A 15,312-nucleotide genomic window follows, 5' to 3' on the forward strand; every position below is an offset into this window, starting at 1 on the left:
TGGTTTAAACAAAGAAATTATTTTTTGCCAGTATTGCTTATTGTTGGAATTCTACATATCAAACGCACTGCCCGCAATATCCATTACCTGTTCAAATTCACCAAGTGATTTTAGGTTAATAGTACCGGCAATATAAATTGTCATATTGGTGCTTATCAGTAGATATTCGTTTTCGTTTTTCCCTTCTTTTTTATAAAAAGATAACCGATCTTGGCCTTCCTTTTTAGTCATTAATATGGAATAGTCTTTTAGATTAACTTGCAGAATAAAGGCGTGGTAAAATTCATTTCCGAGTGATTGTCTGTTGTCGCCTGTTACTTTGATCAATTTTAAATTATGCAGTTTAGAAATGTAATCCTTAAACTCAGGACTGGTTTCTTTTGCTTCAGAAAGCATTTTAAACATTTCTTTTGTTACTTCAAAATAACTGGCATTTTCATGTTGGCTAAGCTGTGTATAAATCTCATCAATTGTCCGGTTTCCATTTTGAGAAAAACAGGTTAAGCTGGTTAAAAGCAGGAGAATAACAACTTTAATTTTCATGATTCATTAATTTTTGATTTTTTACAGGATTATTACTATTGATTTTGTAGTTTTTTAGAGATTGCATTTCTGAAATTGGCTGGTGCATTTTTTTCGCATCTTCGAAATTTGCCATGCACGCATTTAATTCTTTCGAAAAATGAAATAATGCCATCTGGGTATTATTTTTTATTTCATTTAATTTCTGTTGATTTAAAACAACTTCCGATGATTTTTGCTGATACGTTTTATTGAAAAAAAACAAACTCACAATGATTAAAACTGAGGCTGCATAAAGCAGTATTCTACGGCTGTTTATAATTCTTTTTTGCTTCAAATCATTAACCTTCTCAAAAGGATTGAAATCCGGAACTTCAGCATTCGATTCAGTAATTAATTTTTTATAGGAATGGATGAATTCATTGTTCTCTTCATCTTCAAATCTTGTTTTTTCAAAGTCTCCAAAATCTGCATTTCCTTCTAAGAATTTTTTAAATGTAGTCTGCATATTTCAACTCCTCCTTAAAAATTTCGTGTAGTTTTTTTCTGCCTCTCGAAACATTGGTTCTAACCGCATTTATACTTTGTTCGAGAATCTCGCTAATTTCTTCGTAATTATATCCCTGAAAATCTTTTAACTCAACTGCCAACCTTTGCTGCCTGGGCAAATTTTGCAGTTCATGCCGGAGTTTCTCCACCAAATCCAGGTTTTCCAAATCCGGATCTATTGCAACATTATGCACATTCGAGTTTTGGTAATCAATTTTATGTTTCTCTTTTCGCAACAAATCAAAACAATGGTTCTTCAACGTATTTAAGCAGTAACTTTCCAGGTTCCGCGTTTTATCTAGTGATTTTTTGTTTCCCCATAATTTTACAACCAATTCCTGGACGGCATCCTGAGCATCTTCATTATTTTTTAAAATACTAAAGGCAAATCGGTATAATTTATCCTTTTGTTTCGCAATCAGTTGTTCAAATTCGCCGGTTGTCATTTACTTTAGCTCAGTTTTATTTTTATGAATTACGTTTGAATGTGGTTTTCATTACAACAAGAAACGAAAATACTGTAAAGAAAAGAATATCTTCTGTTGAATTTGATTACAATCCTGGGCTGGTTGTTTAATCGGCGAATTGCATTCGCCGATCCCAAAGGAAGATGCGATTTTTAATCGCGTCATATTGTTCGCTGGCTTTTTGATATTAATTTATCGCCCGTAACCACTAAATTAACTTCCTGATCATCTTAGCGTAACAAAACTTTCTTACTTTTGCCCGCCAATTTGGAAGCCCCTCCCAACCTCCCCAAAAGGGAGGAGAAAGAGAGGAAATGAATTACATTTATAAAAGGTTGAAAATGACAGAGATTAGAAATATAGCCATTATTGCCCACGTTGACCACGGAAAAACCACGCTGGTTGACCGGATGCTCCACCAGGTAAAATTGTTCAGGGAAAACCAGGATATGGGAGACCTTATTCTGGATAGCAACGACCTGGAACGCGAGCGCGGAATTACCATTCTTTCGAAGAATGTTTCGATACGTTACAAAGACACCAAAATTAATATTATCGACACTCCCGGTCACTCCGATTTTGGAGGTGAAGTAGAGCGTGTGCTGAACATGGCCGACGGCGTGTTACTCATTGTGGATGCATTTGAAGGCCCTATGCCGCAAACCCGTTTTGTGCTGCAAAAGGCAATTGAACTGGGCCTGAAACCGATTGTGGTGGTGAACAAAGTGGACAAAACCAACTGCACCCCCGATATTGCCCAGGAAAAAGTGTTCGACCTGATGTTCAGCCTCGATGCTACCGAAGATCAACTCGATTTCCCAACAGTTTTCGGTTCGGCAAAAGCCGGCTGGATGGGCCCGGACTGGAAAGAGGAAGCCACCGATGTAAGTCACTTGCTCGATGTAATTCTGGAAACCATTCCACCAGCCACTCCAAAAGAAGGTTCATTGCAAATGCGCATTACTTCGCTCGATTATTCATCATATACCGGCCGGATCGCCGTGGGAAAAGTTACTCGTGGCGAGTTAGCTCCGGGGGCGCAGGTTTCGCTGGTAAAACGCGATGGCAGCATTGTAAAATCAGTTGCCAAAGAAGTGTATCTTTTTGAAGGACTGGGAAAGGAAAAAACCAAAGAGCCGGTGCAGTCGGGTGAAATTTGTGCAGTGATGGGACTGGAAGGTTTTGATATTGGCGATACAATTGCCGACGCACTCGAACCCGAAGGGTTGACTCCCATTCGCGTGGACGAACCCACCATGAGTATGTTGTTTGTGGCCAACAATTCGCCTTTCTTCGGAAAAGACGGAAAATATGTGACTTCGCGGCAATTGCGTGAACGGTTGTATAAAGAGACAGAAAAAAACCTTGCACTTCGGGTAGAAGATACCAGTTCGGCCGATTCATTTATGGTTTTTGGTCGTGGTATTTTACATCTTTCCATTTTGGTGGAAACCATGCGTCGCGAAGGATATGAAATGCAGCTGGGGCAGCCCAAAGTTATCATCCGAGAGATTGACGGCAAGAAGCACGAACCTATCGAGGCGCTAACCGTGCAGGTCCCGGAAGAGTTTTCAGGTAAAGTAATTGAACTGGTCACCCAGCGTAAAGGCGATATCCTGAATATCGATGTGAAAAACGACCGCGCTCATCTCGAATTTAATATTCCGGCGCGTGGAATTATCGGTTTGCGTAACCAGATGCTGACTGCCACTGAAGGTGAAGCCATTATGGCACACCGATTCAATGGATACGAACCCTGGAAAGGAGAATTGGGCGTGCGCAGAAGCGGTGCATTGATTGCCTTGGAAACTGGAACCGCCATCGCTTATTCCATCAATAAAATGCAGGATCGCGGCAGGTTTTTCGTGGACCCGGGAGAAGAAGTTTATGCCGGTCAGGTGGTTGGTGAGAATACCCGGCAGGATGATTTGACTTTAAATATCACACAAACAAAAAAATTGACCAACATGCGGGCTTCCGGATCGGATGAAAAAACCAGTATTGCGCCTGCCATTAAATTTTCGCTCGAAGAAGCCATGGAATACATTCGTAACGACGAATACCTCGAGGTAACACCCAAGAATATGCGCATCCGTAAAATATTATTGAATGAGCATGATCGAAAACGCCAGGCAAAAGTGGTGGTTGAATAAAATTGGAAAAGAACATTTTACATCTTCAAAATCCCGTAATCGTGGCTGTTTTTAACCCCTTGGTTTTAAAGATGAAACATAACATTCACTTGTAAGTTGTCGTTGCGGATTTCGGAGCTCGTTCCTGTCCGACAGGACGGAACGATGATGCGAGAATCCAGTGGACGACATACCACGAACTTCGCAAATGGCTGCGCGCCCCGATTCAAATAAAGGGGAAGCTGGTCAAATGGCGGAAAGGCGTGCCACAGGGCAGCCCGCTGAGCCCGTTGCTGTTCAACATCGTTTTAAACGAACTGGATAGGGAACTGGAAAGACAGGGGCTGCGGTTTATCCGCTATGCCGACGACTTCAGTATTTACCTGAAGACCAAGGCAAGCGCCCGAAAGGTGGGAAACAACATTTACCGTTTTCTGAAACGGAAACTGAAGTTACCTATCAACAGAGAGAAAAGTGGTATTCGCCAACCGGTACAATTTACTGTTTTGGGGTTTGGTTTTGTGCCAACCTACCGGAAAGGCGAACGCGGCAAGTATCAACTGGTAGTAGCAAAAAAAGGCTGGGAAAAGCTGAAACAAAAGTTGAAAACCATCACCCGGAAAACCACGCCAATGAGTTTTGACGAGCGCATCCAAAAGCTGGGAGAAGTCCAGCGCGGATGGATAAATGCTTTGTGCCTCCGCTAAAGCTTCAGCGACACGCGGTCCGTATGGCAAGCATTCAAAACAAACTCAATGAACTGGACGGCTGGGTGCGAAACCGGCTCCGCTACTGCATTTGGCATCACTGGAAAAAGCCCGAACGGAAAAGGAAAAACCTGATTCGGTTAGGAGTTGAGCCAGCGAAAGCCTGGCAGTGGAGTCGTTCGCGAATGGGTGGCTGGAAAATTGCCCAAAGCCCCATCCTTGGAACTACTATCACAGTTGAACGGTTGAAGAAACGAGGTTATGTTCCATTGCTGGAACTCTACAATCAAATTAAACCCGTTAAATGGGACGGAAAATTGTCTCTTGGATATTCCTGACGACTTAACGAACCGCCGTGTACGAGACCCGTACGCACGGTGGTGTGCCCCGAAGGGATGGCTATGCCAAGAGGTGCTCCGGTGGGCTTTTAGCTCACCGGCCATCTACTCGATTATAGCCTTTGTTTTAGCTTTTATAAATCAAATTCATTTCAGATAATTCCTGTCCAATTTGATGAATTCCACTTAATATTTTTTCAGTTTGGTTTTCCGATGGCTTTTTATGTCCTTGAACATATTGAGATAATAATGTTGGGTTCATTCCAATTTTTTCTGCAAGAAATTTTGAATTCAGCACTTTATAATATTGAAAGAATTGAGCAAAGTCAATTTCAAATTTTAAATTCTCATGAGTAATTTCAAATTCTTCTTCAAAATTTAATTGAGTTGCTTCAAGTGCATTATTTATTAATTCAGGAATAGTTCTGCCAGTAGTAAATATTGGATATTCTTCGGAATATGCTGAAAATCCAGTTTTAGTTTTTTCAACTATTATTTTAATTTTTTTCTTAAACGTTTTCATAGTTCCTGTTTTTAATGTTTAATTCCTGCATCTCTCATAATTTTTTTCTCAAGTCCTTTTCCTAATTCTTGACTTCCATGATTTGGAAAAATTATTATTCCTTCTTTTTGGTCATGTTTCAATTTAACATGCGACCCTTTTTGTGAAACTGGATACCAGCCATCTTTTTTCAAGATTCGGAATAATTCGGAACATTTCATGTAATTAAATTTTTCTAAACCACACCCAAAGGTAAATAATAATTTACTTTTAGCAATAAAATAATTGCAGGAATTTTTCTCTTCTTCAACATTGGCTATAACATGGGCTTCTCCGGTTGCTTTGCGTTATGTGTTGTGGTTTCCCGTCTTTATGAAATCTCGCCGGGCAGGGATGAAAAATTGGATTAATATTCAACTAATGAGCGGATCGGAATCCGCTCCACCCAGTAGTGGTTTGCCACTTTTATTTCATTTCGGTGGAAAAGAGATGTAAAATTGAAATAGAATTCACCTACCCGGTTAGCAGTTCGATTTGCTTGCCGGTGGTAAACAAAGAAATGCCGGAGAAAAACTCTCGGACTTCCGGTTTCTACATTATTTTTTTTCGTTCGGGTTTCAGGTTTTTCACCCACTGGTTTACAATGTATTCATTTTCTTTCATCCAGTTTTTTACTCCTATTTTGGGGTCATCGGTCAGCCGGATGTGGTAAACCAAGCTGTTCAGCTGTTTTTCTGAGAGCTGCATGCGTTCAAAAAAACGTACGGCATGCGGATGATCTTTATTGAGGCCTGTGCGGCCCACGCTGTAAATTTTTTCTTTTTCACCAAAAATGTTGTCGGGATCTGCCAGAAAACGGACTTCATAACGGGCAAAAATCCAGTGTGGCTCCCAGCCTGTAATAACCACTTCGTTCCTTCTTTTAATGGAATCTTCGAATTGCTGAGTCATTTCATCCTCCGAGAGGTTGAGAAGAACATTGGGCAATGTGTAATTTTCAATGGCCAGGTGGGTTTTTTGCATTACGCCGGCTCCTTCGTCGATGCCTACAATGGGGTGTGGGTAATTTTTCAGGTCGGCAATGGATTGAAGCTGACTGTATTCAGGAACCACCAACCCGGTGCGGGCCTCGGGATAAATGATTCCCAATTCTTCAATTTTGCCATCATGTGCATCAATGTACTGCCTGTGGGTTTCAGGTAACCAGGCATCAGCAAAAACGTCAAATTCGCCCGAACCAATATTCTGGTAGGCGCTTTCAACATCAGTTAGTTTCAGGATAACTTTGTAGTCCATTTCCTCCTCGAGCAAAACCGCTGAAAGATGGGTGATGGCAACACTTTCCGACCAGTCGGTATAAACAATGCGCAGCGTGCGGTCCTCTTCATCGGCAGGTTTTGTGGTGCATGCCGTGGCAAGAAGCAGAGCTGTAAAAAATGAAACGGAATATTTTAACAATGTCTTTCGGTTCATGGTGTCAATTATTTTATTTTTATTTGAACAGGGCTTTCAGGAACCCCATGGTTTGTTTTCTGTCTTTCACAATAAATGCCGGGATGTTTTTATCGGCAGCGGCCAGCTTTTCCGAAGTGGAATCGATGAGTATTTCAGCCATCTCCGACTTAATTTTCGACCCTATCAGGATGAGATCGGCTCCAATTGTTAAAGCCTGCCTGTAAAGAATATTGGCTTCCTCGTTTTCCGGATCGAGCGAATTGGTGCAGGGGATCTCCTCCCTTTCCAGTTTGTTTTTCTTTATAAATTTAGCGTACTCTTTTTTGCTGTGCCTCTCAACATGTTCCATCAGTTTTTTATCATTTTTCGGTGAGCTTTGCGGAAAATATTTCAGTGGCAGCTTGTAAACGTGGTGACACGATATTTTGGCCCCGGTAGATTCTTTCATGCGTATAGCCATTCGCAAGGCCATAGCACTCATTTTCGAGAAATCCATCCGTACCATCAGGTGATCCATCTTCGGTTGCGAGGTTTCGCTTATCAGCAAAACTGATGAGGGTACGATATTCAGCACTTTGCGTACGATACCTCCCTGGCCTTCGTAGCCAATTTTTTTACCCATCAGCGTGAGGGTAATGTTTTGCTCGCGTGCATATCGCACTATGGTATCGGTTGTGGTGCCTTCTTTTACACTGATAATGGTTTTGGTGGTTTTATCGTGTTTAAAAAGCTCATTGATTTTTTCCGTAAGTTCTTCTTTTACCACTTCTGAAATCGGCTCGTTGAGATGCGGGAAGGCGCTGATAATCTCTTCCGGTATGTCATACGATTTCATGACATGCAAAAAAGTAACAGTTGTTGGTTTGAATTTTTCAACCAGGTAGTTACTGTAACGGATGAGGGAATCGTCCATGTCGCTCAAGTCGAGACAAACTAATATATTATCGAGTTGGTACATAGCATTAATTTTTTATTAGATCCGCAATTACTTTCCTTTCTTATTTTCATTTTTCGGTGTTCTTGCCTGTTCGCGTTTTTGAAGCATACGAGTTAGTGTATCAAGATATTGTTTACGTTCAACATCGCGTTTGGTTTCCATAATTCCTGCATGTTCTTTTTTAAGCCCTTTCAGCAGGCTGTACATCAAAATTATCAGAATTATTGCAAAAGGCAGGCCTGTAGAAATGGCTGCTGTTTGCAACGCACCTAATCCACCGCCAACCAACAAAACTGCCGCAACAGCTCCTTCGGTAAGCGCCCAGAATATACGCTGGGGCACCGGGGCATCGAGTTTTCCGCCGGCAGTCAGCGAGTCAACAACCAGTGAGCCGGAGTCGGACGAGGTCACAAAAAAGCTGATTACCAGTATCACCCCAACGGTTGATGTTACAATAGAAATGGGGAATTGCTCGAGCAGCACATAAAGTGATGTGGCCACATTATCGGTTACTGCAGTGGCCACATCTGCCATTGAATTGAGCTCGAGAAAAATGGCACTGCCGCCAAAGGCCGATAACCACAGGAAGGTGAGTAGAGTGGGTACAATAAGTACACCAAGCACAAACTCTTTGAGTGTACGGCCCCGCGAAATACGGGCGATAAACATGCCCACAAAAGGCGACCAGCTGACCCACCAGGCCCAGTAGAAAACGGTCCAGTCGCTCTGCCAATCCGACTGTTTGTAGGTTTCGGTCCACGAGGAGAGCTGGAAAAAGTTTTGCACATAGCTTCCCAGGTTCTGAATAAAGGAATCGAATATGAAAATTGACGGGCCAACAATCAGCATAAACAGAAGGAAAATAGCCCCAACATACATATTCAGCTGACTTAACCGTTTTACACCACCACTCAGCCCGGCTACAACCGAGCCGGTAGCTGCAAATGTGATAAGTGTAATCAGTATCACCTGCGAAGTTATATTGTCGGGCAGATTGAACAGGTGGGCCAACCCGGCACTAACCTGTTGAACACCCAGTCCCAGGGAGGTGGCCAGCCCAAAAAGCGTGGCAACAACTGCCAGAACATTAATAACTTTTCCCCATGGGCCGTGTACTTTTTCGCCCAGCAAAGGGTAAAAAACCGAGCTGATGGTGAGTGGCAATTTTTTATTGAAGGTAAAAAATGCCAGCGCCATTCCCACCAGCGCATAAATACCCCAGGCGTGCAAGCCCCAGTGCAGAAAAGTAATTTCCATGGCCCCGCGGGCTGCTTCAATGGTTCGTGGTTCAGCATTGGGCGGGTTAATAAAGTGGTTGATGGGTTCACCAACACTCCAGAACAAAATACCAATCCCCATTCCGGCGCTGAACAACATGGCGAACCAGGCAGCTGTGGAAAATTCTGGCTTGGCTTTGGGGCCTCCCAAACGAATTTGCCCGAATTTGCTGAATGCAATGTAGATCACAAAAAACAGAAATATGTTGACACACAGTATAAAAAACCATCCGCCAAAATTTGAAATACTTGATTGAATGGAGGCGAATACTTTGTCCATTGGTTCTCCCACAATGAGGGTTATTGCAATGAATGCAACAATTAAAATCGCCGACGGCCAAAAAACCGGAGCATCAACATCAAAATATTTTTTATTGCTTTTCAGGTGGGCCTCACTGTCGTGATGGGTCTTGTTTTTTTCTGTCATAAATTTGATTTTATCAAGTAAGCTCCTCTTGTTAAAATTATTATAAAGTTATTCGAAATTTTGTATAAATCAAATTGAACGATTGGGAATCCTCATTTTCTGGCCATGAAAATCTGTTTTTAACAAGCAATACAAATCACAAAACAGAAGTCATTCCTGTCATCCCGGATAACTTTTCATCTAAATAATGAATTGATTTGTTTACCATAAACCGCAAACTTGTTACATTTGTGTAAATTTAAAAATGGTTAAAAAATGAAATTCAACTTTAAAACATCTTACATCGTTGTGATTGTGGTTGTTCTGTTGGTGCTTTTATTATTCGGCGGCCGCATGTTTTTAATAATCGACGCGGGTGAACGAGGTGTTGTTTTCCGTCCGTACACCACCGGGCTCGACAAAGAAAATATCTATGGCGAAGGTTTCCATATCATTGCACCCTGGAATAAAATGTACGTTTATAATGTTCGCGAGCAGCAACGTGATGAACCCATGGATGTGCTGGATAAAAACGGATTATCTATTAACATGGATATTACAGTACGTTTTAATCCCGTTTACCAGGATATCGGAGAACTTTACCAGCAGTTTGGGATCAACTACATAAATGTGCTGGTCATCCCCGAGGTGCGTTCCACAGTGCGGCAGGTTGCAGGGCGTTATACTGCCGAAGAAATATATTCAACCAAACGCGCGGAAGTGGAAACTGCCATTAAAACAGAAACCGAAGAAGTATTAGATGCAAACTATATTGATATGCGTGCCCTGCTTATCCGGTCGATTAATTTACCCGATCAAATTAAAAACGCCATTGAAAACAAGCTGAAACAGGAACAGGAAGCCCGTGCCTACGAATTCCGTTTACAGAGTGAAGAGTCGGAAGCTGAAAGGAAACGTATTGAGGCAGAAGGTATTTCAAATTATAACGAAATTATCAGCAATAGTTTAACTGACAATATTTTGAAACAGAGAGGTATTGAGGCTACACTCGAACTGGCTGAATCGCAAAATGCCAAAATTGTTATAATTGGAAGCAGCGATGATGGCTTACCGCTGATTTTGGGAAATAATTAGAAATGAAATAAACTTGAATAAAGGCTGGTTTTTACCGGCCTTTTTTCTTTTAAAATCAACCGGAATGAGAAAAATTTCCAATCCTTTTGCCGAAATGGCCGGTAAAGGAGAGTACAACTGTTTTGGCTGCTCGCCTGCCAACGATATTGGTTTGCACCTGGATTTTTGGGAAGATGATGATGAGGTGGTAGCCAAATGGACCCCCCGCCATCAGTTTGAAGGCTGGATTGATGTGTTGCACGGAGGTATTCAGGCCACACTGCTGGATGAAGTCGCTGCCTGGGTGGTTTTTGTAAAGCTTAAAACAGCCGGTGTCACTACCAATTTGAATGTCAGTTACAACAAGCCGGTTTACATTTCAAAAGGACCTGTTACTGTGAGGGGCCAACTGGTATCAACAGAAAAACGAACGGCAATGCTGGAATGTACCCTTTACGATGGCAATAACAAACCCTGCGCCAGCGCTAATGTCACTTACTTCATTTTTCCGGAGAAAATAGCACGGGCAAAATACAATTATCCTGGTGCCGAGGCTTTTAATACCGGTGAATAAAGTGAATGTTTTTTAAGGGTTTTCACCGGTTTCTTTTGAGAATGCCCATAGCATTTATGACAAAGCATAAATTAAGCACTTCAGGGAGAGGTGAGGGGAAAATGCCAATATGTAAACAGGAATTTTTGCTTATAGGTTAATCATTAAAATCTTCTTCGTCTTCATCGTCGTCAAAGTCATAGGGTTTGCTGTAAGAATAATCATCGAGATCCTCATCATCGAATTCATCGTAAATTGAAAGCCTCTTTTTGGAGCTTTTTTCTCTTTTAAGCGATTTCTTTTTTACTTTTCTGTCGAAGTTGTCCACTTCGTTGAAATTTTTTTTGTTTACTTTCCGTTTCATTTCAGGATATGTTCAAAAAAATAAAACATTTAAATTATTTAAGTTTTCAAGGGCAAATTAGGAAAAAAAATAAATACAAAAAACAATTCAATGTCTTTTTTAAATTGTTTTTAAATAGTGAATGAAAAATGGGCAAGGCGCTAAGAAACAAACCTGTTTATTGGGTCCTGAGTGCAAAAATAAAACAGATTCTGGGTGTGGTTATAATGCTGTTGGTGTGCACAAATTTTGTTTTTGCCCAGAACGACCGCAGATCCGAACGTTGGTTTTTACAAGCCAGGCAGTATTTCCAGCAACAATCATTTGAACCGGCAATCGACTATTGTGAGCGGATTTTACAGCGTGACTCTTCTTATGTTGATGCCCACCTCATGCTGGCCGATATTTACCGGGAAACGCAAAATTCAGACAAGGAGATTTTGCATTTGCAAAAAGCCGCTGGCCTGGTGAAAAATCAACTCGTGTATTTTCGTTTGGGGGAGGTGCATTTTTCTGTAGGGCAATATTCTGATGCACTTGTTGCTTACCAAAAATATTCTGACCTTGCCAACAAGGAGTCATCGAGGACCGTTGAGGTAGAACGGAAAATTGAGAATTGCCTTTTTGCGCTCGACGCCATTGAAAACCCGGTGGAATTCCAACCCCGCCGGTTGCCCGATGCCCTCAATTCTGTTTTTGACGAATACTGGCCCAGCCTGAGCATCGACGGCAAAAAGCTGGTGGTAACACGTCTGGTAAAAACTCCCGGACAATTGCCGCAGGAAGATTTTTATATCTCAGAATTTGGCCCCGATGGCTGGGAGCAGGCAGAAGCGATGGCAGATTTGAACACACCCGAAAACGAAGGGGCGCAGAGTTTATCGGCCGATGGCTCAATCCTCTTTTTTACTGCCTGCAACCGCTCCGGCGGAATGGGCAGCTGCGATATTTATTATTCATTCAGGAAAAACAGCAAATGGAGCCGCCCGATAAATGCCGGTCCGCCACTGAACACAAAACACTGGGAAGCGCAGCCTTCTGTTTCTTCTGACGGGCGAACTCTTTATTTTACAAGCAATCGCCCTGGCGGAAAAGGAGAAAAAGATATCTGGCGAGCCGAAATTGCGGGTGTTGATGAAAACGGCCTGCTGAAATGGGACGAACCATGGAATCCCGGCGACAGTATAAATACTCCCGGAAACGAAACTTCGCCGTTTATTCATGCCGGCAACAAGTCGTTTTATTTTGCTTCCGACTACCACACCGGGATGGGGGGCTTCGACCTGTTTATGTCCACCATTAAAAACGACTCGGTATTTTCCGTGGCTCAAAATCTTGGCTATCCGGTCAATACCTTTAATAACGAACAAGGTTTGTTTGTAAGTACCGACGGACAAACTGCCTATTTTTCTTCGGAAAGAAATGAAAAATCCGGACTCGATATTTATTCTTTCACACTCGACGAATCCATTCAGCCCGAGCCGGCAACTTATGTTCATGCTACCGTTGTAGATGCTATTTCGGGGAACCCGGTAACAGCAAAAGTTGAACTGGTAAACCTCACAAATAAAGAGCAGCCTGCGAGAAATGAAGAAACTGATAACAACGGCGAAATGTTGCTTTGTTTGCCTTCAGGAGCCGATTACAGTTTTTCGGTTTCACGGGAAGGGTACCTGTTTTATTCTGATGCCTTTGAATTGACCGAATCGCATCAGGTTTACGATCCTTATGAGCTAACGATTGAACTGACACCCGTGCAGGTTGGTGCCGAAATGAATTTATACAATATTTATTTTGAAACCGATTCATTTACAATTTTGCCCGAATCGGAGCCTGAATTGATGAAGCTGGTTGAATTTTTAAAAAATAACCCAGGCCTGAAAGTTGAAATTCAGGGGCACACTGATAACACCGGACAGAAAGAAAATAATCAGGAGCTATCGGAACAGAGGGCAAAATCAGTAGCCGGTTATTTAACAGCACACGGAATAAAATCAACGCGTTTAAGTACTGCAGGGTATGGCGAAGATCGCCCCGTTGCCACCAATGAAACGCCGGAGGGCCGCCGAATGAACCGCCGGACAACCATAAAAGTGCTGGAAAATGAAAATTGACACTGCTTCTGGTAAATCAGATTTATTTTTACCTTTACTTTTCATAAACGGATTCAATAAATCAATTAAATAAATAATTAAAATGCGGACAAATCACTTACTGACAAAAACCTTGTTTGTTGCTTTGGTTGCAGTGGCCACTGCATGCGGCTCAAAATCAAACTCTCAACAAAACGATGAAAAATCGGCACAAACTGCCACCGAAGAAAACTGGATTCAGTTGTTTAACGGCGAAGACCTGAACGACTGGCAGGTTAAATTTACCGGCTACGAGTTAGGCGAAAATTTCAACAACACCTTCAGGGTTGAAGACGGCCTGCTGCGGGTACGTTACGACGAATGGGACGAGTGGGGCGGCCAGTTCGGCCATTTGTTTTACAAAGATGAATTTTCGCACTATCGCCTGCGGGTTGAATACCGCTTTGTTGACGACCAGGTAGCCGGCGGCCCGGGCTGGGCATTTCGCAACAACGGATTAATGCTCCATGGCCAGCCTGCCGAAACAATGGAAGTTGATCAGGATTTTCCGGTTTCTGTTGAGGTGCAGCTTTTGGGTGGAGACGGCACCGACGAGCGTTCTACCATGAATGTTTGTACACCCGGAACCAATATTGTGCTGGATGGTGTTTTGCTCGAAGACCACTGTATTACATCGGACTCGGAAACCTATTACGGCGACCAGTGGGTTACTGTTGAAGTGGAAGTAAGGGGAGGCGAAGTATGGCGTCATTTTGTGGAAGGCGAAGAGGTGATGAGCTACGAACAGCCACAACTCGATCAGCGGGATCAATACTACGAAAAGCTGCTTCCCGAAGACGGCAACAAAATACTTTCGAAAGGAACCATTTCAATTCAGGCCGAAAGCCACCCGACTGATTTCCGCAAAATTGAATTGCTGGTAATTGAAGAATAAATCAATTCATAAATATTCGTTACTGAACCGGTTTCGTGTTGCGGAGCCGGTTTTTTGTTTCGCGACGGTTGGCATAATTCAGTGCAAGCAACGAGATGGCAATTACAACCATGCCGAGAATGGAATGAAAATCAGGGCTTTCGTTTTCAAGGATAATCCAGCTGAGAATAGCACCCGACACCGGAATCAGAAATTTCCATACATTCAGGATGGAAACTTTTACACCCGGTCGTCTTAAAAGCGTGTACCAAATTGAAATGGCAGCAGCCGACAAGAAACTCAGCCATGCAAGTGCCCCGTAATATTCAGCCGGAAACGGGCCGAAATTAATGCCTTCAACCGGAATGGAAACAAGAAAAAGCAGCAGCCCGCCAATCATAAGCGAGGTAGAACTTAAAATCATGGGGGGCACCGTTTTCGGGCTTTTCGAAACCATCACATTGGCATATCCGGCCACCAGGTTGTTAATTAGCAGCAATGAAATTCCCAGCAATTCATATTCCCCCTTCAATTCCACTTTTGTCCGGCCAAGTGTGATAATGGCAATTCCTGCAACACCTATAGCTATGCTGATTGTTTTGAGTGGGGTCATTTTATCGTTGTTAAACGCGTAATGCGCCACAATGGCCACAAACAATGGTGATGAGCCAATAATCATTGCGCCCAGCGAACCCGGAATGAGATCGAGCCCGCTGTAAAATAGTGCATACTGCGCAAATACCTGTACCAGGGCCAGCAGAATTATAAATTTGTAGTGCGCTTTTACTGCCCTGAAAAAGCGGGTCCATTTTCCCCACAGAATAAAAATAAGCAATCCGGCAAGGAAAAACCGAATGCCGGCAAACTGGAAAGGGGTGTGGTACTCCAACCCGATTTTAACACCGGTAAAAGCTGTTGACCAGAGCCAGCATGCCAGAATGGCCAGAAATGTTGTGCTTTGTAAAAAGTTTTTCATACTTCTGAAAAATGTGTGCAAAGGTGTGAATTTATTCTGAAAGGAAGTTTACTATTTAAAATTGGAAC

17 protein-coding genes are annotated in these 15,312 nt (G+C 42.5%); 7 read left to right on the forward strand and 10 right to left on the reverse strand.

The window, feature by feature from the left end:
* Positions 1-51 precede the first annotated feature (51 nt).
* Genes BUC07_RS08125 through BUC07_RS08135 form a run of 3 tightly spaced genes read right to left on the reverse strand, consistent with a single transcriptional unit; the run spans position 52 to position 1,517 of the window.
* Positions 52-543, reverse strand: a complete 492-nt coding sequence (locus BUC07_RS08125) for a DUF4252 domain-containing protein (RefSeq protein WP_073168247.1) — start codon at positions 541-543, stop codon at positions 52-54.
* Positions 533-1,030 (reverse strand): hypothetical protein, encoded by a 498-nt coding sequence (locus BUC07_RS08130; protein ID WP_073168249.1) that lies wholly within the window; start codon positions 1,028-1,030, stop codon positions 533-535. Before BUC07_RS08130 ends, BUC07_RS08125 begins: the two co-directional genes overlap by 11 nt.
* A complete protein-coding gene (locus BUC07_RS08135) occupies positions 1,014-1,517 on the reverse strand; it encodes an RNA polymerase sigma factor (RefSeq protein ID WP_073168250.1) in 504 nt (167 codons plus the stop codon). The genes BUC07_RS08130 and BUC07_RS08135 overlap by 17 nt, the downstream gene beginning before the upstream one ends.
* A gap of 362 nt (positions 1,518-1,879) precedes the next feature.
* Here BUC07_RS08135 and typA point away from each other — a divergent pair, with 362 nt between their 5' ends.
* From typA to BUC07_RS21275, 3 genes are all read left to right on the forward strand, one after another.
* Positions 1,880-3,691 (forward strand): translational GTPase TypA, encoded by a 1,812-nt coding sequence (gene typA / locus BUC07_RS08140; RefSeq protein ID WP_073168252.1) that lies wholly within the window; start codon positions 1,880-1,882, stop codon positions 3,689-3,691.
* Positions 3,692-3,933: 242 nt separating this feature from the next.
* Complete coding sequence (locus BUC07_RS21270) at positions 3,934-4,377, forward strand: reverse transcriptase domain-containing protein (RefSeq protein WP_073168254.1); 444 nt, start codon at positions 3,934-3,936, stop codon at positions 4,375-4,377.
* Positions 4,378-4,400: 23 nt separating this feature from the next.
* Positions 4,401-4,715, forward strand: a complete 315-nt coding sequence (locus tag BUC07_RS21275) for a group II intron maturase-specific domain-containing protein (protein WP_073168255.1) — start codon at positions 4,401-4,403, stop codon at positions 4,713-4,715.
* A 127-nt stretch (positions 4,716-4,842) separates the two neighbouring features.
* Here the strand turns inward: BUC07_RS21275 and BUC07_RS08155 are convergent, their stop codons facing one another.
* The 5 genes from BUC07_RS08155 to BUC07_RS08180 form a co-directional block, all read right to left on the reverse strand.
* Positions 4,843-5,238, reverse strand: a complete 396-nt coding sequence (locus tag BUC07_RS08155) for a helix-turn-helix transcriptional regulator (RefSeq protein ID WP_073168257.1) — start codon at positions 5,236-5,238, stop codon at positions 4,843-4,845.
* Between the two features lie 11 nt (positions 5,239-5,249).
* Positions 5,250-5,438, reverse strand: a complete 189-nt coding sequence (locus tag BUC07_RS08160; protein ID WP_073168260.1) for a type II toxin-antitoxin system HicA family toxin — start codon at positions 5,436-5,438, stop codon at positions 5,250-5,252.
* A gap of 370 nt (positions 5,439-5,808) precedes the next feature.
* A complete protein-coding gene (locus BUC07_RS08170; RefSeq protein ID WP_073168264.1) occupies positions 5,809-6,690 on the reverse strand; it encodes a glycine betaine ABC transporter substrate-binding protein in 882 nt (293 codons plus the stop codon).
* Between the two features lie 19 nt (positions 6,691-6,709).
* Positions 6,710-7,630, reverse strand: coding sequence for a universal stress protein (locus BUC07_RS08175; RefSeq protein WP_073168266.1), 921 nt, complete (start codon positions 7,628-7,630; stop codon positions 6,710-6,712).
* A 27-nt stretch (positions 7,631-7,657) separates the two neighbouring features.
* Positions 7,658-9,313, reverse strand: coding sequence for a BCCT family transporter (locus BUC07_RS08180; protein ID WP_073168268.1), 1,656 nt, complete (start codon positions 9,311-9,313; stop codon positions 7,658-7,660).
* Positions 9,314-9,568: 255 nt separating this feature from the next.
* Here BUC07_RS08180 and BUC07_RS08185 point away from each other — a divergent pair, with 255 nt between their 5' ends.
* Together BUC07_RS08185 and BUC07_RS08190 are read left to right on the forward strand one after the other, a co-directional pair.
* Positions 9,569-10,387, forward strand: a complete 819-nt coding sequence (locus tag BUC07_RS08185; protein ID WP_073168269.1) for a prohibitin family protein — start codon at positions 9,569-9,571, stop codon at positions 10,385-10,387.
* A 64-nt stretch (positions 10,388-10,451) separates the two neighbouring features.
* Positions 10,452-10,940: a PaaI family thioesterase gene (locus tag BUC07_RS08190; protein WP_073168384.1), complete on the forward strand. Its 489-nt coding sequence runs from the start codon at positions 10,452-10,454 to the stop codon at positions 10,938-10,940.
* Between the two features lie 136 nt (positions 10,941-11,076).
* Here the strand turns inward: BUC07_RS08190 and BUC07_RS08195 are convergent, their stop codons facing one another.
* A complete protein-coding gene (locus tag BUC07_RS08195; protein ID WP_073168271.1) occupies positions 11,077-11,283 on the reverse strand; it encodes a hypothetical protein in 207 nt (68 codons plus the stop codon).
* 128 nt (positions 11,284-11,411) lie between these two features.
* On the opposite strand from BUC07_RS08195, the gene BUC07_RS08200 reads away from it, so the two are divergent.
* On the forward strand, positions 11,412-13,376 hold the full coding sequence (locus BUC07_RS08200) for an OmpA family protein (protein ID WP_083578168.1): 1,965 nt from the start codon (positions 11,412-11,414) through the stop codon (positions 13,374-13,376).
* 82 nt (positions 13,377-13,458) lie between these two features.
* Positions 13,459-14,289, forward strand: a complete 831-nt coding sequence (locus tag BUC07_RS08205; RefSeq protein WP_073168273.1) for a 3-keto-disaccharide hydrolase — start codon at positions 13,459-13,461, stop codon at positions 14,287-14,289.
* Positions 14,290-14,308: 19 nt separating this feature from the next.
* On the opposite strand, the gene BUC07_RS08210 is transcribed toward BUC07_RS08205, so the two are convergent.
* Entirely contained in the window at positions 14,309-15,244 is a 936-nt protein-coding gene (locus BUC07_RS08210) for a DMT family transporter (RefSeq protein WP_073168275.1), read from the reverse strand.
* Positions 15,245-15,312 lie beyond the last annotated feature (68 nt).

Source organism: Tangfeifania diversioriginum (assembly GCF_900141875.1).
Classification (GTDB): Bacteria; Bacteroidota; Bacteroidia; order Bacteroidales; family Prolixibacteraceae; genus Tangfeifania; species Tangfeifania diversioriginum.